The 25,126-nt window shown below is 54.3% G+C and carries 26 protein-coding genes and 5 pseudogenes; 17 read left to right on the top strand and 14 right to left on the bottom strand.

Going from position 1 to position 25,126, the window contains the following annotated elements; translation table 11 throughout:
- Nucleotides 1–145: 145 nt before the first annotated feature.
- From FHS21_RS31635 to FHS21_RS31240, 5 genes and pseudogenes are all read left to right on the top strand, one after another.
- Entirely contained in the window at nucleotides 146–505 is a 360-nt protein-coding gene (locus FHS21_RS31635; protein WP_376772199.1) for a sigma factor, read from the top strand.
- Entirely contained in the window at nucleotides 441–596 is a 156-nt protein-coding gene (locus tag FHS21_RS23630; RefSeq protein ID WP_183664487.1) for a hypothetical protein, read from the top strand. Before FHS21_RS31635 ends, FHS21_RS23630 begins: the two co-directional genes overlap by 65 nt.
- Nucleotides 597–746: 150 nt before the next feature.
- Nucleotides 747–1,118 (top strand): annotated as a pseudogene (locus FHS21_RS31640) (NrsF family protein); the annotation flags it as partial.
- Entirely contained in the window at nucleotides 1,016–1,300 is a 285-nt protein-coding gene (locus FHS21_RS31645) for an NrsF family protein (protein ID WP_376772196.1), read from the top strand. The pseudogene FHS21_RS31640 and the gene FHS21_RS31645, both read left to right, overlap by 103 nt.
- A 245-nt stretch (nucleotides 1,301–1,545) precedes the next feature.
- The gene (locus tag FHS21_RS31240) at nucleotides 1,546–1,668 is read left to right on the top strand and encodes a hypothetical protein (RefSeq protein WP_281386146.1); all 123 of its coding nucleotides are present in this window, start codon (nucleotides 1,546–1,548) and stop codon (nucleotides 1,666–1,668) included.
- A 437-nt stretch (nucleotides 1,669–2,105) separates the two neighbouring features.
- Here FHS21_RS31240 and FHS21_RS23655 read toward each other — a convergent pair.
- Nucleotides 2,106–2,252 (bottom strand): annotated as a pseudogene (locus FHS21_RS23655) (Lrp/AsnC ligand binding domain-containing protein); the annotation flags it as partial.
- A 32-nt stretch (nucleotides 2,253–2,284) separates the two neighbouring features.
- Here FHS21_RS23655 and FHS21_RS23660 point away from each other — a divergent pair.
- Entirely contained in the window at nucleotides 2,285–2,779 is a 495-nt protein-coding gene (locus FHS21_RS23660) for a ferredoxin reductase domain-containing protein (protein ID WP_183664344.1), read from the top strand.
- A gap of 147 nt (nucleotides 2,780–2,926) precedes the next feature.
- Here the strand turns inward: FHS21_RS23660 and FHS21_RS23665 are convergent, their stop codons facing one another.
- Nucleotides 2,927–3,370, bottom strand: coding sequence for a hypothetical protein (locus FHS21_RS23665; protein WP_246411171.1), 444 nt, complete (start codon nucleotides 3,368–3,370; stop codon nucleotides 2,927–2,929).
- 105 nt (nucleotides 3,371–3,475) lie between these two features.
- Nucleotides 3,476–4,048, bottom strand: coding sequence for a hypothetical protein (locus FHS21_RS23670; protein WP_183664346.1), 573 nt, complete (start codon nucleotides 4,046–4,048; stop codon nucleotides 3,476–3,478).
- Between the two features lie 407 nt (nucleotides 4,049–4,455).
- Between FHS21_RS23670 and FHS21_RS23675 the strand changes: the two genes are divergently transcribed.
- Nucleotides 4,456–4,605, top strand: a complete 150-nt coding sequence (locus FHS21_RS23675; protein WP_183664349.1) for a hypothetical protein — start codon at nucleotides 4,456–4,458, stop codon at nucleotides 4,603–4,605.
- Between the two features lie 127 nt (nucleotides 4,606–4,732).
- Here the strand turns inward: FHS21_RS23675 and FHS21_RS23680 are convergent.
- A pseudogene (locus FHS21_RS23680) lies at nucleotides 4,733–5,143 on the bottom strand (LysR substrate-binding domain-containing protein); the annotation flags it as partial.
- Between the two features lie 53 nt (nucleotides 5,144–5,196).
- Between FHS21_RS23680 and FHS21_RS23685 the strand changes: the two are divergent.
- The 4 genes and pseudogenes from FHS21_RS23685 to FHS21_RS23700 form a co-directional block, all read left to right on the top strand.
- Nucleotides 5,197–7,010 (top strand): annotated as a pseudogene (locus FHS21_RS23685) (helix-hairpin-helix domain-containing protein); the annotation flags it as partial.
- Between the two features lie 41 nt (nucleotides 7,011–7,051).
- Nucleotides 7,052–7,207 (top strand): hypothetical protein, encoded by a 156-nt coding sequence (locus tag FHS21_RS23690; protein ID WP_183664351.1) that lies wholly within the window; start codon nucleotides 7,052–7,054, stop codon nucleotides 7,205–7,207.
- 485 nt (nucleotides 7,208–7,692) lie between these two features.
- Entirely contained in the window at nucleotides 7,693–8,925 is a 1,233-nt protein-coding gene (locus FHS21_RS23695) for an MFS transporter (protein ID WP_183664353.1), read from the top strand.
- Between the two features lie 13 nt (nucleotides 8,926–8,938).
- Entirely contained in the window at nucleotides 8,939–9,379 is a 441-nt protein-coding gene (locus tag FHS21_RS23700) for a DUF2000 domain-containing protein (protein WP_312879920.1), read from the top strand.
- Here FHS21_RS23700 and FHS21_RS23705 read toward each other — a convergent pair.
- The 3 genes from FHS21_RS23705 to FHS21_RS23715 all read right to left on the bottom strand — a co-directional run bounded on the left by FHS21_RS23705 (nucleotide 9,372) and on the right by FHS21_RS23715 (nucleotide 13,061).
- Nucleotides 9,372–10,190 (bottom strand): AraC family transcriptional regulator, encoded by an 819-nt coding sequence (locus tag FHS21_RS23705; protein WP_183664357.1) that lies wholly within the window; start codon nucleotides 10,188–10,190, stop codon nucleotides 9,372–9,374. The two genes, FHS21_RS23700 and FHS21_RS23705, sit on opposite strands and share 8 nt — an antisense overlap.
- A 627-nt stretch (nucleotides 10,191–10,817) precedes the next feature.
- Nucleotides 10,818–12,212, bottom strand: coding sequence for an FAD-dependent oxidoreductase (locus FHS21_RS23710; RefSeq protein WP_183664359.1), 1,395 nt, complete (start codon nucleotides 12,210–12,212; stop codon nucleotides 10,818–10,820).
- Between the two features lie 78 nt (nucleotides 12,213–12,290).
- On the bottom strand, nucleotides 12,291–13,061 hold the full coding sequence (locus tag FHS21_RS23715; RefSeq protein WP_183664361.1) for an SDR family oxidoreductase: 771 nt from the start codon (nucleotides 13,059–13,061) through the stop codon (nucleotides 12,291–12,293).
- Nucleotides 13,062–13,279: 218 nt separating this feature from the next.
- On the opposite strand from FHS21_RS23715, the gene nthA reads away from it, so the two are divergent.
- The 5 genes and pseudogenes from nthA to FHS21_RS23740 all read left to right on the top strand — a co-directional run.
- Entirely contained in the window at nucleotides 13,280–13,930 is a 651-nt protein-coding gene (gene nthA / locus FHS21_RS23720; protein ID WP_183664363.1) for a nitrile hydratase subunit alpha, read from the top strand.
- Nucleotides 13,927–14,589: a nitrile hydratase subunit beta gene (gene nthB, locus FHS21_RS23725; protein WP_183664365.1), complete on the top strand. Its 663-nt coding sequence runs from the start codon at nucleotides 13,927–13,929 to the stop codon at nucleotides 14,587–14,589. The genes nthA and nthB overlap by 4 nt, the downstream gene beginning before the upstream one ends.
- A 139-nt stretch (nucleotides 14,590–14,728) precedes the next feature.
- Nucleotides 14,729–15,034: a hypothetical protein gene (locus FHS21_RS23730; protein WP_183664367.1), complete on the top strand. Its 306-nt coding sequence runs from the start codon at nucleotides 14,729–14,731 to the stop codon at nucleotides 15,032–15,034.
- A 248-nt stretch (nucleotides 15,035–15,282) separates the two neighbouring features.
- Nucleotides 15,283–16,425 (top strand): MFS transporter, encoded by a 1,143-nt coding sequence (locus FHS21_RS23735; RefSeq protein WP_183664369.1) that lies wholly within the window; start codon nucleotides 15,283–15,285, stop codon nucleotides 16,423–16,425.
- Between the two features lie 171 nt (nucleotides 16,426–16,596).
- A pseudogene (locus FHS21_RS23740) lies at nucleotides 16,597–17,035 on the top strand (LysR family transcriptional regulator); the annotation flags it as partial.
- Between the two features lie 125 nt (nucleotides 17,036–17,160).
- On the opposite strand, the gene FHS21_RS23745 reads toward FHS21_RS23740, so the two are convergent.
- The 5 genes from FHS21_RS23745 to FHS21_RS23765 all read right to left on the bottom strand — a co-directional run bounded on the left by FHS21_RS23745 (nucleotide 17,161) and on the right by FHS21_RS23765 (nucleotide 21,850).
- A complete protein-coding gene (locus FHS21_RS23745; RefSeq protein WP_183664371.1) occupies nucleotides 17,161–18,057 on the bottom strand; it encodes a LysR family transcriptional regulator in 897 nt (298 codons plus the stop codon).
- A 74-nt stretch (nucleotides 18,058–18,131) separates the two neighbouring features.
- Entirely contained in the window at nucleotides 18,132–19,568 is a 1,437-nt protein-coding gene (locus tag FHS21_RS23750; protein ID WP_246411172.1) for an LLM class flavin-dependent oxidoreductase, read from the bottom strand.
- A complete protein-coding gene (locus FHS21_RS23755) occupies nucleotides 19,489–20,376 on the bottom strand; it encodes an alpha/beta fold hydrolase (protein ID WP_183664373.1) in 888 nt (295 codons plus the stop codon). The genes FHS21_RS23750 and FHS21_RS23755 overlap by 80 nt, the downstream gene beginning before the upstream one ends.
- A gap of 111 nt (nucleotides 20,377–20,487) precedes the next feature.
- Nucleotides 20,488–21,186 (bottom strand): alpha/beta hydrolase, encoded by a 699-nt coding sequence (locus tag FHS21_RS23760; RefSeq protein WP_183664375.1) that lies wholly within the window; start codon nucleotides 21,184–21,186, stop codon nucleotides 20,488–20,490.
- Nucleotides 21,187–21,265: 79 nt separating this feature from the next.
- On the bottom strand, nucleotides 21,266–21,850 hold the full coding sequence (locus FHS21_RS23765) for a TMEM175 family protein (protein WP_183664377.1): 585 nt from the start codon (nucleotides 21,848–21,850) through the stop codon (nucleotides 21,266–21,268).
- 138 nt (nucleotides 21,851–21,988) lie between these two features.
- Between FHS21_RS23765 and FHS21_RS23770 the strand changes: the two genes are divergently transcribed.
- Complete coding sequence (locus FHS21_RS23770) at nucleotides 21,989–22,606, top strand: CGNR zinc finger domain-containing protein (protein WP_183664379.1); 618 nt, start codon at nucleotides 21,989–21,991, stop codon at nucleotides 22,604–22,606.
- 421 nt (nucleotides 22,607–23,027) lie between these two features.
- Here the strand turns inward: FHS21_RS23770 and FHS21_RS23775 are convergent, their stop codons facing one another.
- Nucleotides 23,028–23,675 carry a flavin reductase family protein gene (locus FHS21_RS23775; RefSeq protein WP_246411173.1) on the bottom strand — a complete coding sequence of 216 codons (648 nt, stop codon included), beginning with the start codon at nucleotides 23,673–23,675 and terminating at the stop codon, nucleotides 23,028–23,030.
- A gap of 96 nt (nucleotides 23,676–23,771) precedes the next feature.
- Nucleotides 23,772–25,091, bottom strand: a complete 1,320-nt coding sequence (locus tag FHS21_RS23780) for an FAD-binding oxidoreductase (RefSeq protein ID WP_183664381.1) — start codon at nucleotides 25,089–25,091, stop codon at nucleotides 23,772–23,774.
- Nucleotides 25,092–25,126 lie beyond the last annotated feature (35 nt).

Below are 25,126 nucleotides of genomic sequence, written 5' to 3' on the forward strand. Positions count from 1 at the left end.
GGGCACGTCGCCTATACCGAGCAGGCGGCGCGGATCACGCTTTCGCCCATTGGTTCATTTGCATTTCAAATGTAACCCTTTCGGACTTGCCGCGAATAAGGAGATGAACGGAGTGCAGTCCGTCGAAACGCACCTGAAACAATTGATGCTCGCAAGCCTGGATGGCGATGCACGTAGCTATGCCATTCTTTTGAATGACGTCGCAAAGCATCTTCGTTTTTATTTTCGGCAGCGCCTTCCAGATGCACATAAAGGCGACGCAGACGATCTTGTGCAGGAGACGCTGATGGCGTTGCATGCGCGGCGGGCGACATATGAAACGGACCTGCCTTTCTCCGCCTGGCTGCATGCAATCGGGCGCTTTAAGCTGATCGATCATTTCCGGCGCAATCGCATTCGAGCAACGGTACCGCTCGACGATATGGAATATCTGGTTGCGCATGACCAGGTCCGGTGTGAGAGCCGACTATATGGACGTGGAGGAGCTGCTGCAAACGGATCCTGAGAAATCGCTCACCCTCATCTACCGCACCAATGAATGCCAGTCCATCGCCGAGGTCGCGCAGAATACCGGACTGTCGGAATCCTCGGTCTAAATGGCATACAGGGAATAAAGGCTATCGCCAATAAACTGGAAGGACGTGCGATGACGACCAATGTTCTGATCGTACGCCTGGCCGGCGATTTGAAACTGGTATCCCCTACCGCCGCGCTTCAACGTTTCTGTATCGGGCTTGGCACCAAGATTGGGATTTCAACCATTTTCATGCTCGTCTGGCTCCGGGCCTCGCCCCGATCTCATAGCAGCGGCCGACACCATACCGTTCTGGTTAAAGCTTGCCTACACATTGGCGCTCGCGCTTGCAGGTGCCTCGGCAGTCAAGTGCATCGCCTATCCACTTGGCAGCGTGCGGTTCAGCACTGTCCTGTTCATTGCGACAGTCGGGACTATTTGCTTTCCGGTGTCCAACTGGCCATGACACCCGCTTTAATAATTGCCGGCCACACCAAAGGTGTGTACGTTCTATATTGCAATGTTATCGGTCCCTTTGCTGGCGGGAAATATCTGGATCCTGCGAGGGCATGCGCGCACGCGCCCAACCAAGGCCATGGCGATCGCCCTACTGATTTATTCGTTCACTGCGACGAGCGCGCGATGCCCTTTGTCGCCATCTGGTACACGCTGGGCGTTGTGATCCGAGGATTAGCCGGTGCTTTTATGGGTCGGTTAATACTCAGATGGCGACTCTATTTCGCCTCAGAACGATGCAGCCATTTCGCCAGATTTTGCCGGTGGTGATGAGAGTAGAGCAATAACCGCTTCCGGAGGTCAATGTCATTCATTACCAACCAACAGCCGATCATTGCGTTGTTAAATGTCCTCTCTGTCAATCGGCACGCAGATTCTACACGTTCGAGGAGGCAACCTCACGTCCACGTCGCCGCCGAGCGGCTGTTTCAACAATCACGCTGACGTGATGACGTATCAACCCCGCCCAAACACCGAATATTGAATGCGTGCTGCATGCAATACAGGAGTACAAAATGTTCGATATTAAAAATCTGAGCCGCTTGATAAAGCTGGGGGAAACACCGGAATCGATGAATGCGTTCTGGAAATTTGACAAAGCGGTCTTCGCGGACGGGGCTCTTACAACCCTGCAATAACAGCTTATGACGGTCGCTGTCGCGCTAACAACCCAATGTCTTTTTTGCATTTGAAGTTTATACAAAGGCGGCTCGCGCTGCCGGAGCAAATGACGAGCAATTAACCCAGGCAACGCTGGTTTCAGCAGCCATCCGCGCTGGGAGAGCGATCACCCACGCGACACATCTGTTCCCGGACGAAAGCTGAACGGGTCCACCGCGGTCTCGACGTCGAGAAACGTGTGATCGAGTCTGGCGGTCAAGTCGACATTTTCGAATCCATCTCTGAGCTTGATATTCCTCTGATCTTTAAGCCATTGATCTCGGCGCTTGGTTTCTGTCTGCCGGCGCCGTTACTCCGAATCATGGTAACCACCCTGTCAGCCGGCCGTTGGATGAAGGCAGTCCGATCGGTGTCCTCCAGCAACGTGATGGTTCCTGCGACTGTCACGTCAGCCTCACTCGGTCGAAACCGGACTAGGCCCACGCTCAAGGTAGGTCGACAGGGCGATGTAACTGCGGGTTCCGGTGAAGCCCTCTATGGAATGGATCCGCTCGAGAAGGTCTTCCAGCGCCTGCGTGTCCCGCGTCCTTACCTTAAGTAGCATGGCGCTTTCACCTGTGACCGGACGGCGAGGTGTCCCCCTTTTTCCATGACGTCGCCCAGGTGGGGGACGAGATTGAGCTGCGAGGGCCGCTAGGAGGCCATTTCGTTTGGCCCGACGACACAAGAAAGCCGGTGCTTTTGATCGGCGCCGGATCCGGCGTCGTCCCGCTTGCAGCGATGATCCGGCACCGATACGCTACGGCACAGGCTGCTCCGACCGCCTTGCTCCTGTCGTCTAGGACGCGTCGCGACGTGCTCTTCCGTGACGAGCTATCAGCTGCTGAGAAGATCCACCCCGGCTTCTCCTTTGTCCTGGCTCTCACGCGCGAACCGACGACCCGCCGGTCGGACTTTGCCCGGCGCATCGACGCAGCGATGGTCGCCGACGTCACCGGAAGGCTTCCTGCACCGCCCGGCCACATATTCATCTGCGGCTCGAACAGTTTCGTCGAAGTTGCTGTGGACGGCGCGCTTGCCGCCGGCATGGATACGACCTCAATCAAGACGGAGCGGTACGGTGCTTAGGTTGGCTCATTTGATCCACTCGGGGGACAATCGACGAGACCCGTAGACGATGGCGCTCACCATGAGCCGGTCGTTAACCGTCGGAAGGCTATGCGACAGCGGATATGCAGCGATATCCGCTATCTAGCACCCAGGGGACGGGCGCTCCTAAGCAACCTCTTCGACGACGAGTTTCCTCCCCTTGAACCGGAGGCTCTCACCTGCCCTCAAGCCCTTAATCTCGGCGTAGATCGGCGCCATAGTTGAAATTCCCATGACTTCGCGCCCATCGCAGGAGAACTTTCCCGTAGAGACGGCGATAACGAAATGATGACCGGAGAGCTTGATGAGCGCTCCCTCTTCCACCCTCGACTTGGATCCGAAATCGATCATCTCCAACTGTGCGATTTTGTCTGTGTGGTCGTGAACGGTGTCGTCTAGGGCTTCGGAAAGATGGCTCGCCATCTCGGCCTGGGCCTGTTCGTCATTTTCGATGGGTTCGCTCCGGTCGAGCAGCGCGCTGGCAACATAGTCCAGGTATTTCTCCCTTGCGCTTTGGAGCGCGCTCGTTTCCAACGATAGCATCGTTTCCCGAATAAGGTGTTTGTCCATTTTCATCTCCTCGTGGTTACCCTTCTGGCCCGCCGACATTCATAAACTTGGAGTCGTGTTGCAATCCAACGATTGGTTCCCGACTGCGGGAGGTTATTCGCCTGCTCAATCAGTATCCGGCGTGTCAGCGTTCTGATAGGGTACGCGGGTTAGCCGGGAATCCCGGAGGATAGTGGTCACGAGCCAGACATATTGCTGCTCGGCGGTGTCGAAACCCAGGACGGAGAACGACTGCGCAAAGGGGCAGGGAGGAAAGTCCGGAAAGCCGACCCGCAAAACGAAGCGGTCTGGATCTTCGTCGAACTCGCTCTTATAGACCTTCCGAAGTCCGTAACGACTTGGCACATTCTCTTCACTCTTGAGAGTCTCGCGGGGCCCTGTCTTGAGGCGCTCGAAAAGCTCTTTTGAGCACTCCTGAACCAACATGTCGAAGGCATCGACCAGAAGACCCCTCTGATGGGTGCTGCGGTCGGAGATCGCGAAGATATTCGTCCCACTACCAGTCTCAGGATCGCTTTCGAATCGCACGGAAACATCAACATGTATGTCGCTTACCGGGACAGGCTTATCGACGGAGAGGTCGTAGAGTTGCCCATCCTTGATCCGGTACTCGCCGAAGTAGCCGCGTCCAACCAGCTCCGACACAGCGCCGACAACGTCATTGACCTCTAAGATCATCTAGACTTCCCAAATGCATTCTTGCGTTTTAGCTCGCTTGTTCTAAAATGCACCACTACGGGATTCATCGCAAGGTACTGTTAGATCTGATCAGCACGAAATCGAATTGGCAGGCCCCAAGAACCTCGATGAAAATGCTGCTGGAGGCGGCAGTGCAGGGGGAGGAGAAGGCCAATGCTGATCCGTCGGCGATCTGAATGTCTCTTTTTGTCGGACGCTCGCTCGATCTGCTACTCCAGAAACATCAGTGTTCACCACTGGCGGTTTTTCAGGTGGGATTAGGGTTGCGCGCACGAGTCCGCTGCAACAGATTCGGTTGTGGCCGGTGAACGCGATGAGACGACCAGGCATTAAACTGCTTCTTTAGTTCATTGGGAGTTTCGGCGGATAGCTTTTGAGGCCGGTCAATGCTACTCGTTGCAGTTGAGAAGGGTAGCCTTTCCGCCCCCGCCAGAGAGATGGCAATTCCGATCCAGCATGCGATCAAAGCAATGCTCAAGCAGGGTGGTGACCACGTCGTGCAGATCACAACGACCCTTGTTGAGCACGTGAACTAGAACGTTCCTGCCATACTGTGTCGTGCACCAATGGTGGCCTGACGGCGGCCACGCTCGGGAGATCGGCGTTGACGGAGAGATGTAGAACGTGGAAACATCTGTTTCTACTCCATTCAACAAAGCCACACTATTTTCCGGGCTGGCTCGCACGTCCCTTTGTTCGTGTGTACGCACTCACGACATCCTCGGCGATTGTCTGAATCACCGGTAAATTCCTTGATTTCGAACGGTAGACGACAAAGGTTTCCTCGTGTGCGGGCACGACCGACGTCGGCAGCCTGACGATTTGGCCGGTAGTCACCCACGGCTTTGCAAAATGTTCGGAAAGAATGCCAACAAGGCGACCACTCAAGATGAGATCGACACTTGCTTCAAGATCATTCGCAATCCCCATTGATCGCCCACCCCGCAGGAGCGGCCGCTCCCGCCGGAGGTATGCACGCGTGATTATGTCGAGATCTGCAAGATCCGTCGCCAGCGTCGCCTGAGGCATCCGGGCGAGCATGTGGTCCGCCGCCGCGTAAAGAGCAAAGCGATGCGCTCCAACCGGCCAGTAAAGCTGCTATTGGAACAGGTCACCGCGATACCAAGGTCTGCAAGGCGATCCTTCATGAACTCGATCTCGTCCGGGTGATGAGATAGGCGCCGTATTTTCTCACCGTCTATAGCATCGTCCGGTTTGCCCGGTCGCAAGGCATTCTGTGCCAGGGCAGGGGGTCGGCAGCGAACTCGGCCGTTTGCTACTGCCTTGGTATCACCAGCATCAACCCCGAAACGGGGGACCTGCTGTTCGAGCGTTTTGTGTCGATGGAAGGCGACGCACCGCCGGATATCGACGTCGATCTCGAGCACGCCCGCCGCGAGGAGGTCATCCAGTGGATATATTAGACCTACGGCCGCTCGCGTTCGGCGCTCTGCTCCACCGTCACCCGCTGTCGCGCCAACGGCGCGCTACGTGATGTCGGAAAAGCGCTGGGACTGCCTGAAGACCTGATCACCCAGCTTTCCTCCGGCGTCTGGGGCTGGTCGGAAGGCGTGGATGAGAAGCGGCTAAAGGAAAACAACATGAACACCGCCGACTACCGCTTGGAGCTGGCGCTGGACCTTTCTTCCCAACTGATGGGCGCCCCGCGCCATCCTGGCCAGCATCCGGGCGGCTTCGTTCTGACTCAGGACGGGCTGGACGATTTGGTGCCGATCGAACCGGCGACCATGCAAGACCGTCAGGTGGTGGAATGGGATAAAGACGATATCGAGGCCCTCCAATTCATGAAGGTCGATGTGCTGGCGCTCGGCATGCTGACCTGCATGGCGAAATCGTTCGATCTGCTGCGCGACCACAAGAACATTCCCATGGACCTGTCCGATGTCGAGCAGGAGGACCCGCCACGCCTGAAGCCACGCACGTTCTACGACCTTGTCGTGCAGGTGGCCATGTCCGGCCGGGACCCATCCAGGGCGACATGGTGCATCCATATCTGAGGCGACGTGCGGGCAAGGAAAAGGTCGAGTATCCGACGCCCGAGCTCGAGGCCGCACTTGGCAAAACGCTCGGCGTTCCGCTTTTTCAGGAGAGCGCGATGAAGGTTGCGATGACATGTGCGGGATTTACGGCGGGCGAAGCCGACCAGCTGCGCCGCGCCATGACCACCTTCAAGTTCACAAGCGGGGTGAGCAAGTTCAAGGACAAGCTTGTCGAAGGCATGGTCAAGAATGGCTATACGCGTGAATTTGCCGAGAAGACCTTCACGCAGCTCGAAGGGTTCGGAAGCTATGGTTTCCCGGAAAGCCACGCCGCGAGCTTCGCGCTGATTGCTTATGCAAGCTCCTGGATGAAGTGTCACCCCCGGATGTCTTTTGCGAAAGCCTGCTCAACAGTCAGCCGATGGGGTTTTACAGCGTTGCCCAGATTGTCCAGGATGCCCGAAACCATGGGGTCGAAGTCCGCCGGTCTGCGTCAACCGCTCGCGCTGGGACTGCACCATGGAACGGACCGGCAATTCCGACCGCTTTGCTGTTCGTCTCGGCATGCGTGTTGTCGGAGGATTGTCCACCAACGACGCCGCACGAGTTATCCTGGCGCGTGCCGAACAGCCGCTCGTATCGGCCGATGACATGTGGCGACGAAGCGGCGTGTCTCCGTCGTCACTGGTTAAGCTGGCCGAAGCTGATGCATTCCTACCGTCGCTGCAACTGAAACGGCGGCAGGCACTCTGAAATATCAAAGCGCTCCGGGATGAACCCTTGGAGCTTCGGGCGGCTGCTGCCGAGCGCCAAGCCAGTGTGATCGCCGAGATGCAGGAGCCTGAAGTGGCGCTAAAATCGATGATGGAGGGCAGGAGGTCGTCGAGGACTACTCGCACACTGGTCTCACCTTGCGAGCGCACCCGGTCTCGTTTCTCAGACTAAGGGAGGCAGTAGCCTAGGCGATGTGCAGGAGCAAGCCTTGAAGTTCGCCGACGATATTGATGGGCCGGTATGGGCATTCGAGAACTTCAGCGGCAAAGTGGTCACCATCAATAGTTCGGGTGTCGCCGCTTTCGGTTCTTTCCCGACGCCGATCCCTGTGAAGCTTGAGGAGCGCAGTATTTTTACGAGCTGACCGTCTGTACGACCTTCGCTTGGGGTGCCGCTGGATAGCATAACGAATGTCGCCTAGTGGGCACCCGGTTTGACTTGCTTGATGCCCAGTCCATTTTGCTCCATTGGCACGTTGCGGCGCTGGCGGCTTCGCAACTCTCCGTTACACTTCATATGAAGCTGGGGAAAATGTGATTAATGGATCGGCGGAGTTACTTAGACGGAAAACCGCCTAGGCTGTTCATCCTTGTCCATCAGCAGACCTACTACCCAGCCGGCAGGCATGACGCATGGAAGGTCTTCTTGGACGGCCCTAATCGTCCGCCCCTAGGAGTCTCATTTGCGAGAGTTCGTGTCCCTGCGGGCGATCGCCATCTTATCTTGACGAAAACCGATGCGGAATCTGCCGTAATCCGATCTGTCGGAAGACTTGTAGCGCTGCTCCGAAGCGTTGCGGGCGCAATAGGGTACAATACCGGATCAGAACGATAGCCTACGTTGGCCCGCATGACCGATGAAGTTCCCTCACGCGATTCGTCCCGCATGGCAATTGGCGTTGTGTTTTCTATACTCGCGGTGTCCTTTGCCGCCCGCTCGTCACTTGGACTGGGTATGCAGCGATGGATAACCGATCTCAGCTGGACGAAAAGCGATATTTCAGCAGCGGGATCAGTTGCATTGATAACCATGGCAATCGTAGTCCCCATGGCGGGATACTACGCCGATCGCCATGGTGCGCGGCGCGTGCTTGCAACTGGTGGATTGGTGCTCGCAGTGGCTTTGGCCAGCGTCAGTATCATGTCCTCGTACTGGCAATTCTTGATGGGCTACGCCGTGGCAGGTGGAGTTGGTTTTGGCTTGGCGTCTCTGCCGGTTGCGGCAAGCCTGGTTGCGCGAAGCGGTGCTTCCCGACCCGGGTTGGCAATGGGTATAGCTACTGCGGGGACAACGGCTGGGCAGCTTGCGATTATCCCAGGACTGGCTGCGCTTTTCGGCATTGTCGGATGGCGAGCCGCTTTTGCAGCCTTCGCATTGTTAGCTTTGGCTGTGGCTGCATTCGTATTAATCAAAGGCGATCGGACGGGTATTCAGGCGGCAGGCCGTGTAACGGAATTGAAGGCTCTGGACGTATTGAAGAGCCGTGCGTTCCATGGTCTGTTTTGGAGCTTTCTTTTCTGTGGTTTTACCTCAACTGGTATTGTTGAAACTCATCTCATTCCGTTCGCGGAAGTCTGCGGTTTCACACCCGTTGCCAGCAGCTTTGCTTATGGAGTGTTCGCAGCCTTAAACCTCTTGGGAATGCTGACCGCCGGCTACTTGTCGGATCGGATCGACAGGCGTGCCCTCCTTGTCGCGATCTATGTCTTGCGCAGTATAGCTTTTGTGGTCCCGTTATATGTCGGTAACAACTTTACGCTTCTGCTTGGGTTTAGTGTTCTTGTAGGAGTGGCATTCTACGCGACATTCCCAGCAACAATGGGGCTTTCCGCTGCCCATTTCGGCAAACAGAATCTGGGGCTCATCGTTGGCTTGCTGACTGTCGGACACTCCATCGGAGCCGCGTGCGGCGCATTCGCGGGAGGCTATATCTTCGATCTTTTCATGAAATACGACTGGGTTTGGGTTCTGTCGATTGGGCTTGCTGCGGTTTCTGCCGTCCTAGCTCTCTCGGTTGTTGATCCACGCTCCGGCAAGAATGCTGCCAACACAGGCGTCGCCCACCCTCAGCCTGCAGAGTGAACGAGAAAGAACGGTGTTTCAGAACGCTGATGCAAATGAGGCGCAAATCGAAGCGGCTCGATGCACGATCATCGTTGATAAGAATTTGCCTGTAGGCAGATGCGCTAATGCCGCGGCTGTAATTGCGCTTACAATGGGGAAGATGCACGCCGAGCTCACTGGCGCCGACCTCGTTGATGGAGCAGGCTTTGCTCACCCCGGTCTCATACCGATCGGAATCTCGGTTCTCGGCGCCGCCGCTGACGAACTGAACAGTGTTCGAGAGAAAGCAATCGCCAGAGGCTTGTCAGTGGTCGATTTTCCGGTGCAGGGTCAGCAGACAAACGACTATGCTGCCTTCATGGGGGCTGTATCTCAAGTACCCACAGAAGCGCTCTCCTACGTTGGTGTCGGAGTCTATGGGCCAAGAAAGCTCGTAGGCAAAGTAGTAGGTAAATTCGACCTGCTTACATAACAACTGGCATGTCGCGGTAGACCCCCGGAGTAATGGCCAGATGTTTAACGAAGGTCTTGGTGAAATGTGCCTGATCAACGAAGCCCGCGGCGGCGGCTACGTCGGCCAGGGAGTCGCCGTTGCGTATCATTTCGGTGGCGACACGAACTCTGGCCTGGCGCTGAAATTCGTGGGGCGTCATTCCTGCTTCCCTCTGGAAAGCCCGATAGAGCCGAAATGGGGGCAGGTCAGCAAAATTTGCGAGATCTGCTAACGAAACCTTTTCAGTAACGTTGGAGGACAAAAATTCCTTAGCCCTGCGAACGCCGATCGTTTCCAATCCGTCGGTCTGCAGATTGACACTCTCTCTGATATGGCGGGACAAAAAGTAGTCGGCAAAGTCAGCTGCCGCTTGATCATAAGCAAGTCTGGTACCCTGCTCATCCGCCAAGCTGTGAAGGCGCAGAAAGGCGTCGCGGAGGCGATTGTCCTGTATAATTGGACCTGCAATGCCAACCTCTGCAAGCGGTTTGTCATCATGCAATGCCCACACCCTCATGGCTGAGCTTTCCACATAAACTGTTTTGAGGCTCCATCCGCACCCGTCTACCGGCCAGCCAGCATGAGCAACGTCGGCATCGATTGCATAGAGATCCCCTTTCCGGGCAGTAAATTCCATACCACGCATCCGAATGCGGATCTCGCCTTCAGTGATGAGTGATAGGCAAGCGGTGTCGTGTGAATGCATGTCATATGCGAAATCGGCGAATCGACCAGACAGAAACTCTGCGTTCAGATTCCGGGACCTCCACATCTTTGTCTTCTGGGCCATGCGCTGATTCTATCCGCTCCGTTGAGACTTGCCAATCTCCCACCTTGACGGATCATATCCGAACCACCCAATACTTAGATGCCTGTTCGGCAAGACACAGAAACGCTCGTTCTTGCGCTTTATTCGCGGCGATTGCACTACGCATACGTTCCAAACCGCATACATTGGTTTCACGTTTAGGAAGCATTTGGAGGAATAACGCGAAAAATATTAACGTCATGCGTTCGGTTCTATGGAATATTTCAATTTGGCTCGGTTGCAAATGATCGGCGCCGTCGTGTGTAAAATTCTTGCCGGATGGTATCCGACGACTCTTCACTCTCTAGAATCAAATTATCGGGGCAGGGGTTTGACTGCTATGCGAAACTTCACGCTCGCCGAAAAACAGGTCGAGGTGACCAAGAATTACATTCAGGGTAAAGCCGCGGTTTTCGGCCGTTTGTCTTGTTTCGCATGAGCGACGACTTGAGAAGGATGGAGCAATATTCCGAGTGTTAGGAGGAGTCCACTCTCAATTCGCCAACGTGCTGCTCACGGAACGCGCAATCTCTACCGCCGGGCGTGCCTACAAACGCTCCACCAAGCAAAATGCGGGAGCCGTTGTTGAAGATCCCGCATTCCAATATATTATGGGCGGGGAGGGACACCGGCTAGCAGCGGCCCGAGGCCCTCAGCAATGGTGAGGTGGGATATTACCGCATCGCGCAGAACTGGATAGGGCAGTTTCGCAAGCATCGCAATCTGGACGGCCGCCAGAACTTCGCCAGCCTCCGAACCGATCATTGTAAATCCAAGAATGGTGTCATCGTCCGAGCTGACGAGAACTTTCATAAAGCCCTTCGTTTCGTCGGTCGCGAGAGTGCGAAGAACACGCGTCATCGGTATCTTGCTAACGCGAACAGGGATTCCTCGTGACGAAGCCTCCGCCTCGGACAGACCTACATGCGCAAGTGGAGGATCGATGAACATCACATAGGGGACGAGCCGTTCCGAAGTTCTTCGATTGCCGCCCGCCATGTTGTCACGCACGATGCGAAAATCATCAACCGACACGTGAGTGAATTGAGGGCTGCCTGCGGCCTCACCGATCGCCCATATGCCTGGGGCGGTAGTCTCGAGCCGATCGTTCACACGGACAAATCCGCGTTCTGTAAGGTCAACGCCGGTCTTGTCGAGCCCGATGTCTGAAGTGTTGGCGATTCGGCCAACCGCCACCAAAAGATCGCTGCCCTCTATCCGGCGCTCACCATCAGCCATCCGGACGGTAACAGTAACTTCGTCGCCAGACAAACCATGCACGCTGACTGGCTGCGCGCCCATCAGCACTTCGATGCCATCATCGCGAAGAATCGTCGCAAGTTCGCCTGCCACATCGGCATCTTCTCGAGCAACCAATTGCTTGCCAGGCTCAATGATCGTCACCCGGCTGCCAAATTGCCGGTAGGCGTGTCCCAATTCTATACCAACGTAGCCACCGCCAAGTACAATCAGATGTGAGGGAGCATACTCAAGCTCAAGAGCCTCGATATGTGTAAGAGCTCGCGCCGCGATCAAACCGGGGACGTCCGGAATCGCAGCGTGAGAGCCAACATTGATGACCACTTCGTTCCCCTTGACGATACGGGTGCCACCTTCATTGAGGGCGATTTCGATAGCCTTGCTATCGATGAAACGCCCACTCCCCATGATCAATTCAGCGCCGCTTGCCTTGTAAGCGGCGAGATGCAGCTCAATTTCGCGCTCGATCATCGCCTGCTTTCGTTCGCGAACCTTGCCCATATCGACTCTAAACCCTGTCGTGAGGGTACCGAAATGGGCGGAATTTTTAACGAGATTCGCAACTCGGGCACTCCAGAGTTCGTTCTTTGATGGAAGGCAGGCCACCGCTGGGCAGGCTCCCCCCACCCAACGCCTTTCCACGACGGCAACTTTCTTGCCCGCACGTCCAAGGTGCCAAGCCAATTGCTTGCCGCCCTGTCCGCTCCCAAGGATAACGACATCGTACTCTTGCACTTCCATCATCAAAACTCCTTGCTTGTTTTTGCAGGCATTTCCGAGAAATCTGGTTCTCGCGATCGGCAAACGCAGCAGACTACTAATTCAAACTGACTTGGTTTCACCACCGTCCATGCGAAGGACGGTGCCCGTCATCCAGCGCGCCGCCGGCGAGACCGCAAATGCCATCAGTTCAGCAAGCTCTTCCGGCTCGCCAAAGCGAGCGACACCGGCTTGCTCAAGAAATTTCTCTTTTGCCTGCTCGACGGAAATCCCTTTAGTACCCGCCGCCTTCGCAATCAGCCCCTGTCGACGTGCCGTCATGACTGGGCCCGGTGATACACTGTTTACCTGAACTCCGTCTTTGATGCCCCGATCAGAGAATGCTTTCGCCAATGCTTCGATCGCGGCATTAATGGTGCCGATAGCGGCCGTCGCCGCAACTGGTGTGACTGCCGCCGTGCCCGACGTGAACACTACCGCGCCCCCCGTACTTTTCAGAGAAGCCCATGCTTTAAGAGTTAGGCGGCGAGCCCCATGAAACTTAAGAGCCATTGCAACATCCCACTGCTCGTCAGTCAGGTCGAACAGATCAATTCCAGGGACAGCGCCTGCGATATTTACCAATGCGTCAATGCGGCCATACGTGTTAAGTGCTTTAGAAATCACGACGTCGGCAGCCGTAGGTTCAGACAGATCAATCTCAATCGGAAGTGCCTGCGCACCCATGGCCGTGATGGCTTCAGCGACTTCACCCAGCTTTTCACCGCCTCTGGCGGCGACGACTATCGCCGAAAAATCCCCAGCCAACCGGATTGCTGTCGCTCTTCCAATCCCGGAGCTCGCGCCAGTCACAATAGCGACCGATTTCGTCATGTCAGATCTCCGTCTTCAATTTGGTATGAATTCCTGAAAATAGAATACAGTAACCTGTAGTACGGGGTTACAGCCGCATTTTTCTCATCGTGAGTTGTTTAGCATCGTTCACGTTGGCCGATTGTTGCCATTTCGGGCAACTAAGGTGTTCACGTTTGATGTTGCCAACCCGCTCTTGGCGCTTCAAACTCCGTCCCCCAGTTGAGATGGAATCTCTGATGACAAACTCGCATGGTGGTCATGATAATGACCACAGCCACTTGGAAAATGATCACGAGAACCATTACTCGGACATGGAAGCGCGTGTTCGGGCGTTAGAGACTTTGCTCACGGAGAAAGGAATGATCGACCCGGCTGCCATTTCGGAGATCATTGAGACTTACGAGAAAAGAGTTGGTCCTCGCAACGGAGCAGCAGTGGTTGCGAAGGCATGGACTGATGCGGGTTTTGCTGGATGGCTTGCGAAGGATGCGACGAGTGCAATCGCGAGCCTTGGCTTCGGGGAACGGTATGGATCTCGGATGCGAGCCGTTTTCAACAGCGCAGACGAGCACAATATGGTCGTCTGCACTCTATGCTCTTGCTATCCTTGGGCAGTCCTTGGTCTTCCTCCAGTCTGGTATAAATCTCCGGCCTATCGGTCGCGTGCAGTAATGGATCCGCGTAGCATCCTATCCGAGTTCGGCGTGACGCTTCCCGCAACTACGCGCATACGAGTATGGGATTCGACAGCGGAACTTCGATATTTGGTCATCCCGACGCGTCCAACCGAGGCCAAGTGTATGGATGAGAGAGAGCTTGCGAAATTGGTGAGCCGAGATGCAATGATAGGCACCGGGCTCGTTACAACGGTGAAACCAAGCCCATGAATGGGATACATGACCTAGGCGGGATGATGGGATTTGGTGCTCTCAACATTGAGCGCAACGAACCTGTTTTTCATCACGAGTGGGAAAAGCGAGCCCTGGGTCTTTCACTGTGTGCCGCATGCCTTGGTCAATGGACTATAGATGAAAGCAGGCATGCCTATGAGCGCATCTCGCCACGCGCCTATTTACGAGCAAGCTACTATGAGATCTGGATGCGTGGTCTTGACACGCTTTTGGTTGAGAACGGACTTGTAGCAGTGGGAGAGATATATGGCACAGAGCCCCGGTTTTTTTCCGAAGGAGATAACGCGCTCATCGTGCTTCGACCTTCTGATGTAGATGAGATGCTTTCTTCTGGGCCAAGTGAGCGAACGTGTGGACGACCGCCCGCCTTCAGGGTGGGGGACAGGGTAGAGACAAAGAACTTGAACCCCAAAGGTCACACTAGGCTGCCTGGTTACGCGCGCAGTAAGCGGGGCCTGATCGAAAGGGTGCAGGGAAGCTACGCCTTTCCCGACACGAACGCTCATGGCCTAGGGGCGAATCCACAGTGGGTATACACGGTGGTCTTTAGCGGACGCGAAGTTTGGGGAGAAGGTGCGGACCCCACCCTGACGATTTCAATCGATGCATTCGAAAGCTATCTTTCTCGTGCGTGATTTTTGAAGCTCTTCGGATAGGTCGAGTGAATTAGTTGATGAAAATTAAGTAAAATTTGAATCGAATCATGTTTTTCTCCCGTTTTGCGATGTAGAGAGAGCTGCCAGCATAACGTAACACGATCTCAAGAGGCGTAATATGCGTCAGCAATATTTTATAAGGGCAAGTATGATCAAAACTGGCATCACATTCCCTATGAGCGCGGCATTCGTTTCTGTTGGTCTGGCGTTTGGGAACCTAAGGGTTGCTCTCAATCGAAGAAATGCGGATGATAAACTTCAGGTGAGCCGTACTCCGCGCGTGCCGCTCAGCCTAATCGATGGCGACATGATGCCCAGCGTGTATCTTCGCCTCTTCATCAATTTGAGATTGCAAGTTTTGCCTCCCGATGACGGCAACCTTGGTTGCCGTCATCGGCAACATCATGCCGACTTAGTCCTATAAAATTCACTCTACTGGGCGAGCGTCTCGAGCTTTTTTGTCGCTTTTGGAAATGGTGCATTTCATTTTAAGTAACTGTCTAATTGGCAAAATAGGGGTTAGTTGTGACAAAATAGCTTTTTTGAGGAGCGGGTATTGTGAGGACCGACCCTGAGGTGATTAGTTTCGAAGCGCCACGGCAAGGGCGGGCTGAAGCGAACCTGCAGCCACGCGAGCTAGATGGCGTTACTGCAGCTCGTATTCCTGGCTGGATGGCAATCGGCGGCATTGTCCTTGTCGCGCTTAGCCTACGTCCTTCGATCGTCTCGGTGGGACCTGTGCTGCCGAGGGTGATCTTCGATTTCAATCTGACACATGCTCAGGCGTCGTTACTAACAGCAATACCTGAATTGCTGATGGGTCTCCTAGCACTTGTCGCACCGTTAATTGCGCGGCGTCTGGGGCGGGACGGCGTTATTCTCGCGGCTTTGATTATTCTAGGGGTCGCAACGCTTGCCAGGGCGTGCGTTACCGATATTGCGTTGCTTCTCGCGACTACGGCCGGAGTAGGAGCGGGGATTGCTATTGCAGGGGCGCTTATAGCGGGCTTTATCAAAGAGCGGTTTTCCGGGCATGCTGCGGCCGTAATGGGTGTCTACGCGACGGCTCTGTCGGTGGGGAGCACAGTGGCAGCTGCGGCGACTGGCCCTCTTTCTGTATTGGCCGGCGGGTGGCGCATCGCGATCGGCGTGTGGTCCGTTTTGGCGCTGATAGGAGCTGTAGCGTGGCTCGCAGTCGCGCTAGTTGGAAACAAATTTTCCACTTCAGGCATGGCGCCGTCGGTCGTGCATCGACTACCGATCCGGAGCGGCAAGGCATGGAAAATTGCAATCTTTTTCGCTATGAACAATCTGCTTTTTTACTCAATCCTTGCATGGCTGCCCTCTGTTTATCAGGAGGCTGGTAGAAGTGCGTCTGGGGCGAGTTTCATTCTTGCCAGTTTCACTTTCGCGTTCATGTGCGCAAATCCCATATTTGGATTTCTCTCTAGGTCGCATGACAGACGGCCTTGGCTGTTTTCGGCTGGTTTGATGGCCTTTGTGGGCATGGCTGTAATAGGTTTAGCGCCTAATGCATTGCCGTTGTTCTTCGTGCCGCTGTGTGCGTTCGGTTTGGGTGGTACATTTACCTTAGGAATGACGCTTCCTCTCGACAATACCTCAACGGCAGATGAAGCCAATTCGTGGAATGCTTTCGTATTGCTCATTGGCTATGTCATAGCAGCAATCGGTCCCCTGGCGAGTGGCTATCTCAGAGATGAAACCGGTGATTTCGAGATGTCACTTTTGGTGCTGGCGGGATGTGCAGCGCTAATGACCTTTCTTGCCCCGTTTTTGAAACCCAGGCAGCTTTAGGTGGTGGTGCTGAACTGACAATTCCTGATTTATCTCAGCGCTGCTGCCCTTGTCTGCATCGAGCGCGACGAGCGCAACAAGGTAAAGTGTCGAGCCGACGAACCCACTGGAGCGAGGTAGCTCGGTAGCGGTCAACTACTATGTGTATGATGAATGAGAAACGGGGGATTTATGTTAGCCGGTAGCGCGGTTCTGGATTGGAATAGGCTCAGAATTTTTCAAGTGGCGGCGGAATGTGGGTCGTTCACTCATGCGGCGGAGCGACTACGATTGTCCCGGTCTGCGGTGAGCAGGCAAGTCAGCGCACTGGAGCAGGAGTTGGGTTCACGCCTGTTCTACCGTCATGCTCGAGGAGAGGTGCTACCGAGCGGGGAAAACTGCTTTACAGGACAGCCTACGACTTCGTGTTGAAACTCGAGGCGCCGACTGTGCGATTAGGTTACGGCAGCCTCAGCAGCCCGATCTTATTCAAAGGAAGCTCTTCACCATCCATTTACATCTCTTCGCGTCTCCCTCTTATTCGGCTCGGTACGGCGAACCAGAGTCGATCGACGATCTCGACCGGCATGGGATCAACATGTTTGGGGAACCGGCACCCGGCTATCTGATCTCATAGCTGTCTCCTGTTCCTCTGTTGCTATGAGATGATTTTGCCTAATTTCTCCAATTCCGCTAGATATTGCGGAACGGATTGTTACATCCCGCGTAACGCATTCTGGCAGAACCACCGGCTTTCTATGCTCTCAGGGCGGGATCGCTCCGGAGCCTTTCGACCGCTAGATCAACGAAAGCACGTGTTTTCGCGGAAGCCATTCTTCCTTCCGGGTGGACAACATGGACCGGGAGAGGAGGTTCACTGAATTCGGTCAAGACAGTCTTCAAACGTCCGTCCGCAGTCGCGGCAGCTATCTGATATGAGAGCACGCGTGTTATTCCCCAGCCTGCAAGAGCCGCACTGAGTGCGGCTTCGTTTGTATTGCAAAACAGACGAGGCCTAAGGCTCACCGACGCCGTGCCGTGGATGAATTGCCATTCCACGGTTTCCCCGGTTGGAACCGTGGCTATGATCGTATGATGTTGAAGATCCTCAGGTTTGACTGGAGTGTCCGTCGCGTCAAGATACTCCCGCGACGCGCACACAACCCTTCGAATAGTTCCCACGCGGATGGCACTAAGTCCCGAGTCCTGAAGGTGTCCGATCCGCACAGCAACATCGACACCTTCATCGACGATATTCACGAGTCGATCGACAAATAGAGTTCGGCCAGTGACTTCGGTGTGCTCTGCCAGATAAGAGGTCAAGATTGGCATGACAAACATGTTTCCGAAAATTACAGGCGCCGTGATCGACAAACTTCCCGTCGGCTTCGCGTGGGCGCCGCCTGCCAAGGCCTCAGCTTCCGCAATGTCCGTCAATATGCGTTGGCAATCTGCCAAGTAGCGTTCGCCGGCGTCGGTCAGCTTTACATTGCGTGTGGTGCGAACAAAAAGTCGCGCCCCTGTTATTTCTTCGAGGAAGGCAATCGCTCTTGTTACAGCGGGAGGGCTCAGATTTAGCTGACGTGCAGCCTCCGCAAATCCTTTCTCTTCTGCGACCTTGACGAAGATACGCATCGACGACCAGCGATCCATCACTCCTCCTATAAAACGGTTGAAGCCTGAGCGCATTGCGCCCAGGCTATCATTAAATCCTGCGTGTGGAAGTGTCAGCGTGCCGATGCAAAAATGTTTGCCGGTCGCTCAAGGCCAAGTTTATCCCTGAGTGTCCCAGGAGCATATTCTCTTTGGACAAGTCCACGGCGCTGCAACTCTGGCACCACGGAGCTTGTGAAATCCATCCAATCCTCTGGGAGAACGGGAAACATTAGATTGAAGCCATCTGCGGCGCCCTCGGTGAACCACGCCTCCATCTCGTCAGCAATTTGCTGGGGTGTTCCAGCCATCATCGGGGCTGTGCCAGCCTTCGCCACCTGACTGGCGATTTGCCTGATTGTCATTCCCTGTTCAGCCATATTCCTTACTCGAACCAGGTTTGTTCTCTGACCATTGAAAGTCGCCTCATCTGGAAGGTTTGGTACGGGGCCATCGGCGGGGAATGCTGACAGATCCATCCCGACCCAACTCGACACAAGGTCGATAGCCACTCGCGCCGGTGTCAAGCTCTCAAGCAGATCTCGTTTTTCTTCAGCTTCCGATCTGGACGCGGCTACAATTGGCAGGATGCCCGGCAAGATTTTAAGGCTTTCGGGCTTGCGTCCGTGTTGTGCCAAACGTTCGTCGAAATCAGCACGGTTTTGCTTTCCCTCTTCGATCGAGCGAGCTAGCGAGAAATTGATCTCCGCATGCTTTGCCGCAAGAGTTTTGCCATCACCTGAGGAGCCCGCCTGAACAATCACCGGGTGGCCCTGAATCGGGCGAGGAACATTGAGGGGGCCTCGCACTCTAAAGTGCTTACCGCTTTGATCGATGCGATGGACCCTTTTGGGATCAGCAAAGAAACCACTTTCCTTGTCGAAAAGGAGAGCTTCATCTTCGATGCTATCCCAGAGGGCTTTGGCCGTCTCCAAAAACTCGGCAGCCCGCTCGTACCGGAACGCGTGTTCGATATTGCCGTCGCGCCCGAAGTTCATCGCTTCTTCGTTCATTCCTGACGTGACAACATTCCAAGCAGATCGGCCGTTGCTTATATGGTCCAACGAGGCAAAGGTTCTGGCTAGATTGTAAGGTTCTGTGTAGGACGCCGAGGCGGTCGATATCAAGCCAATGTCATGAGTCACTGCAGCGAGCGCCGAAAGCAGCGTGAGAGGTTCAAGCCGCACATTCGCATAATGTGCAACGTTGCTCTCGTAACTATCCCAAATAGCTACGTGATCTGCTAGAAAAATCGCGTCAAGCTTCGCTAACTCTGCAGCCGACGCAAGGCGGCGAAAGTAGTCGAGCGTAAAAATCTCACTTTTCGGCGCAGCCGGATGGCGCCAAGACATGCGGTGATCGCCCTGTGGATTAAAGAAGAAGGCACTCAGGATCATCCGTTTATTTGTCATCGTTCTTCTCCTATCAACGTTAATCGGCTCTGCCCGGTCTAGTGCCGGCCAACTTCCGACCAAGGAAATTTGTAATGAGCTCTGCGATCTCGCTTGCATGAGTTTCCAGAGCGAAGTGGCCGGTTGGAAGAAGCGTAACTTCCGCATCCGGAACATCGCGCTTAAACTCACTGGCCCCGGCGGGAATGAAGTACGGATCATATTCCCCCCAGATTGCCAGTACTGGTGGTTGCCGTTCCCTCAAGTAGCTCTGAAATTGGGGATAGAGAGCAACGTTGGAGGCGTAGTCCAAAAAGTAAGCCAGTTGTGGCTCATGAGCGCCGGGCCGAGCGAGGTAGTAGTTATCAAGGTTTTGTCCATCCGGAGCGACAAGGCCTCTATCCAGCACGCCTACCTCATACTGATATGAAGTTGCTGATGGAATGAAAGCTGCGCGAAGCGACTCCCGGTATTCGGTGGTGGGGTCGCGCCAAAATTCCTTCATCGACTCCCAACCAGGGCCCAGGCCCTCCTCGTATGCATTTCCATTCTGCGAGATGATTGCTTGAACACGCTCCGGATGCTGTAGAGCCATCCTTAGACCTATGGGAGCCCCGTAATCAAACAGATACATAGCAAACCGGCCAAGTCCCAACGCCTCAACAAATTTTGTCATAAGATCGGCAGCAGCTTTGAACGAATAAGGGAAGTCTGGCGCTGGCGGCATTCCCGATTGGCCGAAACCCGGCAAGTCGGGCGCTACGACATGATATCGTTTAGCCAGTAATGGGATAAGATCTCGAAACATATGGCTCGCTGATGGGAAGCCATGCAGCAGAAGGATTGTCGAATTATCAATGTCTCCAGCTTGCCGGTAGAAAACCTCAAATCCCTCGAGGTCGACAGTAGCGTACCGTGTCTTTGGCATCTCAATCTCCATTTTTGCTAGATTGTAACCTAGAAAATAGTGCGTGAGAGGTTATATCTTCGCAATAAGACTTAGATGGAATAGATCATTCCAAAATATGAATGGCCGCTGCTACCTCGGAATCTCATGGTCAGTCACTGCTTCGGCTATGATCTCCACGACGGCTCGTGGGGCCGTGATCGAAGGCGTATGGTCGCAATCTAAGGGCCGTATTTTGGCTTTCATTCGCTCGGCCATAAAACGCTGGACCGAAGGTTTTATCATTCGGTCTTGCTCGGCAAGCAGATACCAGCTTGGCTTCGTCGTCCAGTTCGTGAACGTGACTGGTTCCTGAATACATGCAAGTGAAATGGGTCTTTGAATTGCCCAAAGATTTCTTTTGGTCGTCTCTTTGGCATTTTGAGCAAACGCAGTTTCAAAGCCTTCCTCAGGCATCCAAATCAAACCGTTTCCATCGGGGGCAAGTTTCGGTGCTTTAGCGTCCGGCTCTTCGCGATAAAACACTGATGCCACCGTCTCTCCAACTTCCGGAGCAAGCGCTGCGATTAATACAACGGATTTTACCCGCTCATCGTCAATTGATGACACGACAGCTCCAGCATAGGCGTGGCCGACCAGCACGACCGGGCTGGAGGCTCTGTCCAGGCAAATCTTCATCACCTCCACATCATCTGAAAGGGAGGTTAGGGGTAGGGGAGCAGTAAACACGTCGAAGCTGAGGTCGCGAAGTGGTTGGATAACACTCGTCCAGCTGGAACCATCTGCCCAGGCTCCGTGAGCCAAAATAATAGTTGCTCTCTTTGCCGACACATCGCATCTCCCAGCCTAGTCAAAAAAGTAGGCAGGCCCTATTTGCCCGCCCGCAGAGGTTAACGCACTCATCTCTACGTCAGATATTGACCTCGGAAACATCAGGTCGCGTATACAGCAACAGACAAAAAACTACCGTCGCGAACCCCACATAGGGGAACCACTGTGCAATCACAGCTGCGATCAGGAACAACACGATTGTAATCAGCGAACGCACCCTCAACATCTGCTGTAGCCGCACCGAGACAGGCTCGCCGCGCGGTCGATCGATCGCCTCCCAGCAAAGGGCGAGGTATGTAATGTTCACACCCACGAACACCAAAGCGTAGAGCGATACAGCCCCCGACTTTAAATCTGTCTCGGCCACCCAACTCGTCGTGAAGGGGATCAATGAGACCATAAAGAGATGGGCGAAATTGCTCCAAATCAGGCGCTGAGTTGCCTTCTCAGCATACTTCAGGATGTGATGGTGGTTTATCCAGACAACCGACAAAAAACCGTAACTCATGCTGTAACTCAAGAATCCCGGCCACAGGTCAATTAGGTCCCCGATTTCACTGCCATGAGGCGGGCGGAGTTCCAGCACCATCAATGTAATGACGATTGCAAATACGCCGTCGGAAAATAGGCTCACCCGATCGGCTGTTAGTTTCTCGCTTGCCATTTTCTTTCTCCATCGTGTTGAGTTAGCACTTCCGAACTAACCTTTCTACTGGACTATTAAGGGTTATTCCTGTAAAGCACTATTTCAGTAGTTGGAACACAGATCCGCGATTACAGCCGGGTCATGAGGTAGGTTTTTATGAAGCGTGACTGTCCAGCAATTTTTGTGGCCGATGCGACAGGTCTCGATTTTTTGAACTCTCGAGCGATGCCAGTGGACACGGTGGTTGAGTGGCTTGCTGATGGCGAAGGCCTTATGCAGTGGCTGCGTGAGTCAGGTCTAGTCTCAGAAAGAGCGCTGCAGACTGTAGAAAAGAATGCAATGCCAGGAGAGTTGGATGCTGTGGCGAGTCAAGCAAGGTCGCTGCGCGAATGGTTTAGAGGATTTGTTGAAGGACACCGAGGGCGTTCTTTAACCGCTGATGCAATTGAAGAGCTAGAGCCGTTAAATCGACTTCTTGCGCGAGACGAGCAATTTAGCCAAGTCTCAGTGGCCAACGGCGTGCAGACGAGAAGTGGTTTGCAGTGGAAAAAGGAGCGGCAATGGAAGTCTCCAGAAACACTGCTCACACCTATTGCCGAGGCGATTGGAGACTTCGTGTGTAACGAGGAGTTCACTGACGTCAAAGCCTGCGAAGGGCATGACTGCACGTTGTTATTTGTTGACCGGACTCGAGGCAAGCGCCGGCGCTGGTGCAGTATGGCCGTTTGCGGAAATCGAGCCAAACAAGCCGCATTTAGAGCTAAGACACTTTAGCGAAGCTTCAGCGCTTCTCTAGCGGAGATGCTTGCTCTCTGTGCTGGGATATCACGGAGAATGCCTCCGAATATCGGTCCTGCGGGCTCAACCAGTACACCGACTTTCGCCGCTACGAGTATGTTTGTCGTTGCGTCGTCAGCCACCGCAATAATGGCAGCATTTGCTGCCTTTATTCGCTTTCGTCCATATTCGCTAGACTATACGATGGGCTAGCTTAACAGCTCCCGCAGATCGCTGTCCCCGCAGGCAACTTCCGGTCTTGAAAGACTAGGATATGACTCCCGCCCAAAAACGGATACCCCACACTCTCGGGCAGGATAACGCCTGGTTGGCATTGTCCGTAGGGAGCCTATGCCCATTGATGCAGAAGGTGCCACTGAGATGGTATTGCCTCTGACGCCCGCGTCCCGTTGCGCTCTTATGAAAACGTGCCGTATGCGCCTTGCCAATAAAGCAACGGTTCCTCAGTCTGGTTTTGCGAGATCCATGCTTCCTTAACCCGTCCTATGACGATCGCATGATCGTAGCGCAAGAGAATTTCCTCGACCTCACAGTCAAATCCCGCCATCGCTGATGCAAGGGTCTGAACACCGGTTTTCCGTGTCTTCCACTCAGCATTATCGTATCGCGCGATGCCCTTGACGCCGGCCCTGCCCGCAAACCTATCTGCCACATTGTTCGCGTCTGAGTTCAGGAGGTTCACGGCAAACGCGCGGCCCTCGGTCAATGCCTTCCATGATGAAGACGTTTGACTTATACCGAACATCAGCCGAGGCGGTTCTGCAGATAATGAGACAACCGACGTGGCAGTGAAGCCTGTCATCTCTGCGCCGGACCCCACGGTTATCGCAGCGACACCGCCTGCCAAAAGCCTCATCGCTAACTTGTAATCTGCCGATGTTGCATCTGGGCTAACTTCTAACGATTCCGGAATCCAGAATTCTGTTGCCGTCTTTTCGCGCCCCGCTAGGCCCACGTTGCCATCCTTGCGCACCTGGCCCAGTGTCAAATCGATTTCCTTGGTCATTATCTCATTGACCAGAATTTTTCCAATGTTCAGGGTCATGGCGAGCTCTCCTTTTCCTAACCGCCTTGCTGTCGTAGAAAGGTTATCTCACTCCTGTCAGTAACCTGTCAAATAGTTTATGGGCGGTTATCGTACTCATAGGTCAAGTTGTGCATCCGTCCGGGGTCTTGAACAGCAGATAAGGATGGTGCCAACTGGGGGCAGGTCAATTGGGTCGGGATCGTATGCCACTTCACCTCCGATCAGGGATGTTTCGCAGCGATGGCATACACCCGCACGGCACGACCAGGTTGTGGAAACATTTGACGCTTCGGCTAGTTCTAAGAGCGAGGCGTACTTTTCATCCCATCGAGCTGATTTATTGCTTTTGAGAAATGTGACGATCGGACCGGTTCCATCAACTCTTGTTGGTGTCGAGGCCAAAGCCGGCGAGGAGGTTCCCTCCGCACCAAAGGATTCAACGTGAATATGAGCGCTGTCGACACCCCAAAACCGAAGATCAGATATGAGTTGGCGAAGGACTGGCTCGGGGCCGCAAAGGTAAAACTCGGCTTGTTTCGGGACCCCCGATTTTTGCAATTCTGAAAGTTTAATGTGCCCATCAAAGTCGTAGTCGACGCCCAATCGATCCTCATTCAAGGGGCGACTGTAGGCTGTGTATCTTGTGACGGTCGGAGAGATCTCAAGAAGCTCCCGCACTTCGTCGTTGAGGGGCGCCGACTGACTGTTTCTGGCGCCGTATACCCACCAAATCGGTGCAGTTCGCAGTTGGTTTCTGGTGGCGAAATGCAGCATTCCAAGCAGCGGTGTAATGCCAATTCCCGCACCGATGAGAACCAACGGAATCGAAATCGGATCGATCAGGCGAAACGTACCTCTGGGAGCGCTGCAGTAGATCTCATCACCGGCAGAGATCTCATCATGAAGATAGGCGCCGGCGATGCCATTCGGGACTTTCTTAACTCCAATACGATATCGGCCATTGGAGCTGTCGCCTGCAAGTGAGTAGGATCGGAAGATGTTACCGTCCCTAGTAGGGATGCGAAGCACAATATGCTGTCCAGCGACATACCCGGGAAGGTCCCGGCCAGCCCTGTCCTCAAATTCGATGATTTTGATGCTCGAGCCGCTGGAGAAAATGTCCACTACTCGCAGTGGCTTGAAACCCGGCCAAGCAATTGGCTGAAGCTTCATCGGACTAAGTCCAACGTTCCCTAGTAGATTCGGCGACTTGTCGAGCATTGATTGATAAGACTCTTTCCAACCGGGGCTCAGTGCTTCTAGTGAAGCAGCTGCTTCCAAGTGCTCAAGTGGATGCACCGATCCATAGAGCAAGCGGTTTACGAATGATACAGTCATACGGCGAACCGGTCCGGAGGCGATTTTAAGAATGATGTCACCTACGCCAATTTCGCCCTCCTCGATTACATGGCGTGATCGCGGAGCATCCAGCACTCAGCTAGACTGCTGACATTTGCCCTCAACCATGT

This window comes from Phyllobacterium trifolii, assembly GCF_014192095.1.
GTDB classification, from domain to species: domain Bacteria; phylum Pseudomonadota; class Alphaproteobacteria; order Rhizobiales; family Rhizobiaceae; genus Phyllobacterium; species Phyllobacterium trifolii.

Excerpts from the sequence above, each read along its gene's own strand:
- FHS21_RS31635 (WP_376772199.1), top strand. The coding sequence starts at position 146 with ATGCTCGCAAGCCTGGATGGCGATGCACGTAGCTATGCCATTCTTTTG.
- FHS21_RS23630 (WP_183664487.1), top strand. The coding sequence starts at position 441 with ATGACCAGGTCCGGTGTGAGAGCCGACTATATGGACGTGGAGGAGCTG.
- FHS21_RS31240 (WP_281386146.1), top strand. The coding sequence starts at position 1,546 with ATGTTCGATATTAAAAATCTGAGCCGCTTGATAAAGCTGGGGGAAACA.
- FHS21_RS23665 (WP_246411171.1), bottom strand. The coding sequence starts at position 3,370 with ATGGACAAACACCTTATTCGGGAAACGATGCTATCGTTGGAAACGAGC.
- FHS21_RS23670 (WP_183664346.1), bottom strand. The coding sequence starts at position 4,048 with ATGATCTTAGAGGTCAATGACGTTGTCGGCGCTGTGTCGGAGCTGGTT.
- FHS21_RS23675 (WP_183664349.1), top strand. The coding sequence starts at position 4,456 with ATGCTACTCGTTGCAGTTGAGAAGGGTAGCCTTTCCGCCCCCGCCAGA.
- FHS21_RS23695 (WP_183664353.1), top strand. The coding sequence starts at position 7,693 with ATGACCGATGAAGTTCCCTCACGCGATTCGTCCCGCATGGCAATTGGC.
- FHS21_RS23705 (WP_183664357.1), bottom strand. The coding sequence starts at position 10,190 with ATGGCCCAGAAGACAAAGATGTGGAGGTCCCGGAATCTGAACGCAGAG.
- FHS21_RS23710 (WP_183664359.1), bottom strand. The coding sequence starts at position 12,212 with ATGATGGAAGTGCAAGAGTACGATGTCGTTATCCTTGGGAGCGGACAG.
- FHS21_RS23715 (WP_183664361.1), bottom strand. The coding sequence starts at position 13,061 with ATGACGAAATCGGTCGCTATTGTGACTGGCGCGAGCTCCGGGATTGGA.
- nthA (WP_183664363.1), top strand. The coding sequence starts at position 13,280 with ATGACAAACTCGCATGGTGGTCATGATAATGACCACAGCCACTTGGAA.
- nthB (WP_183664365.1), top strand. The coding sequence starts at position 13,927 with ATGAATGGGATACATGACCTAGGCGGGATGATGGGATTTGGTGCTCTC.
- FHS21_RS23730 (WP_183664367.1), top strand. The coding sequence starts at position 14,729 with ATGCGTCAGCAATATTTTATAAGGGCAAGTATGATCAAAACTGGCATC.
- FHS21_RS23735 (WP_183664369.1), top strand. The coding sequence starts at position 15,283 with ATGGCAATCGGCGGCATTGTCCTTGTCGCGCTTAGCCTACGTCCTTCG.
- FHS21_RS23745 (WP_183664371.1), bottom strand. The coding sequence starts at position 18,057 with ATGGATCGCTGGTCGTCGATGCGTATCTTCGTCAAGGTCGCAGAAGAG.
- FHS21_RS23750 (WP_246411172.1), bottom strand. The coding sequence starts at position 19,568 with ATGCAAGCGAGATCGCAGAGCTCATTACAAATTTCCTTGGTCGGAAGT.
- FHS21_RS23755 (WP_183664373.1), bottom strand. The coding sequence starts at position 20,376 with ATGCCAAAGACACGGTACGCTACTGTCGACCTCGAGGGATTTGAGGTT.
- FHS21_RS23765 (WP_183664377.1), bottom strand. The coding sequence starts at position 21,850 with ATGGCAAGCGAGAAACTAACAGCCGATCGGGTGAGCCTATTTTCCGAC.
- FHS21_RS23770 (WP_183664379.1), top strand. The coding sequence starts at position 21,989 with ATGAAGCGTGACTGTCCAGCAATTTTTGTGGCCGATGCGACAGGTCTC.
- FHS21_RS23775 (WP_246411173.1), bottom strand. The coding sequence starts at position 23,675 with ATGACCCTGAACATTGGAAAAATTCTGGTCAATGAGATAATGACCAAG.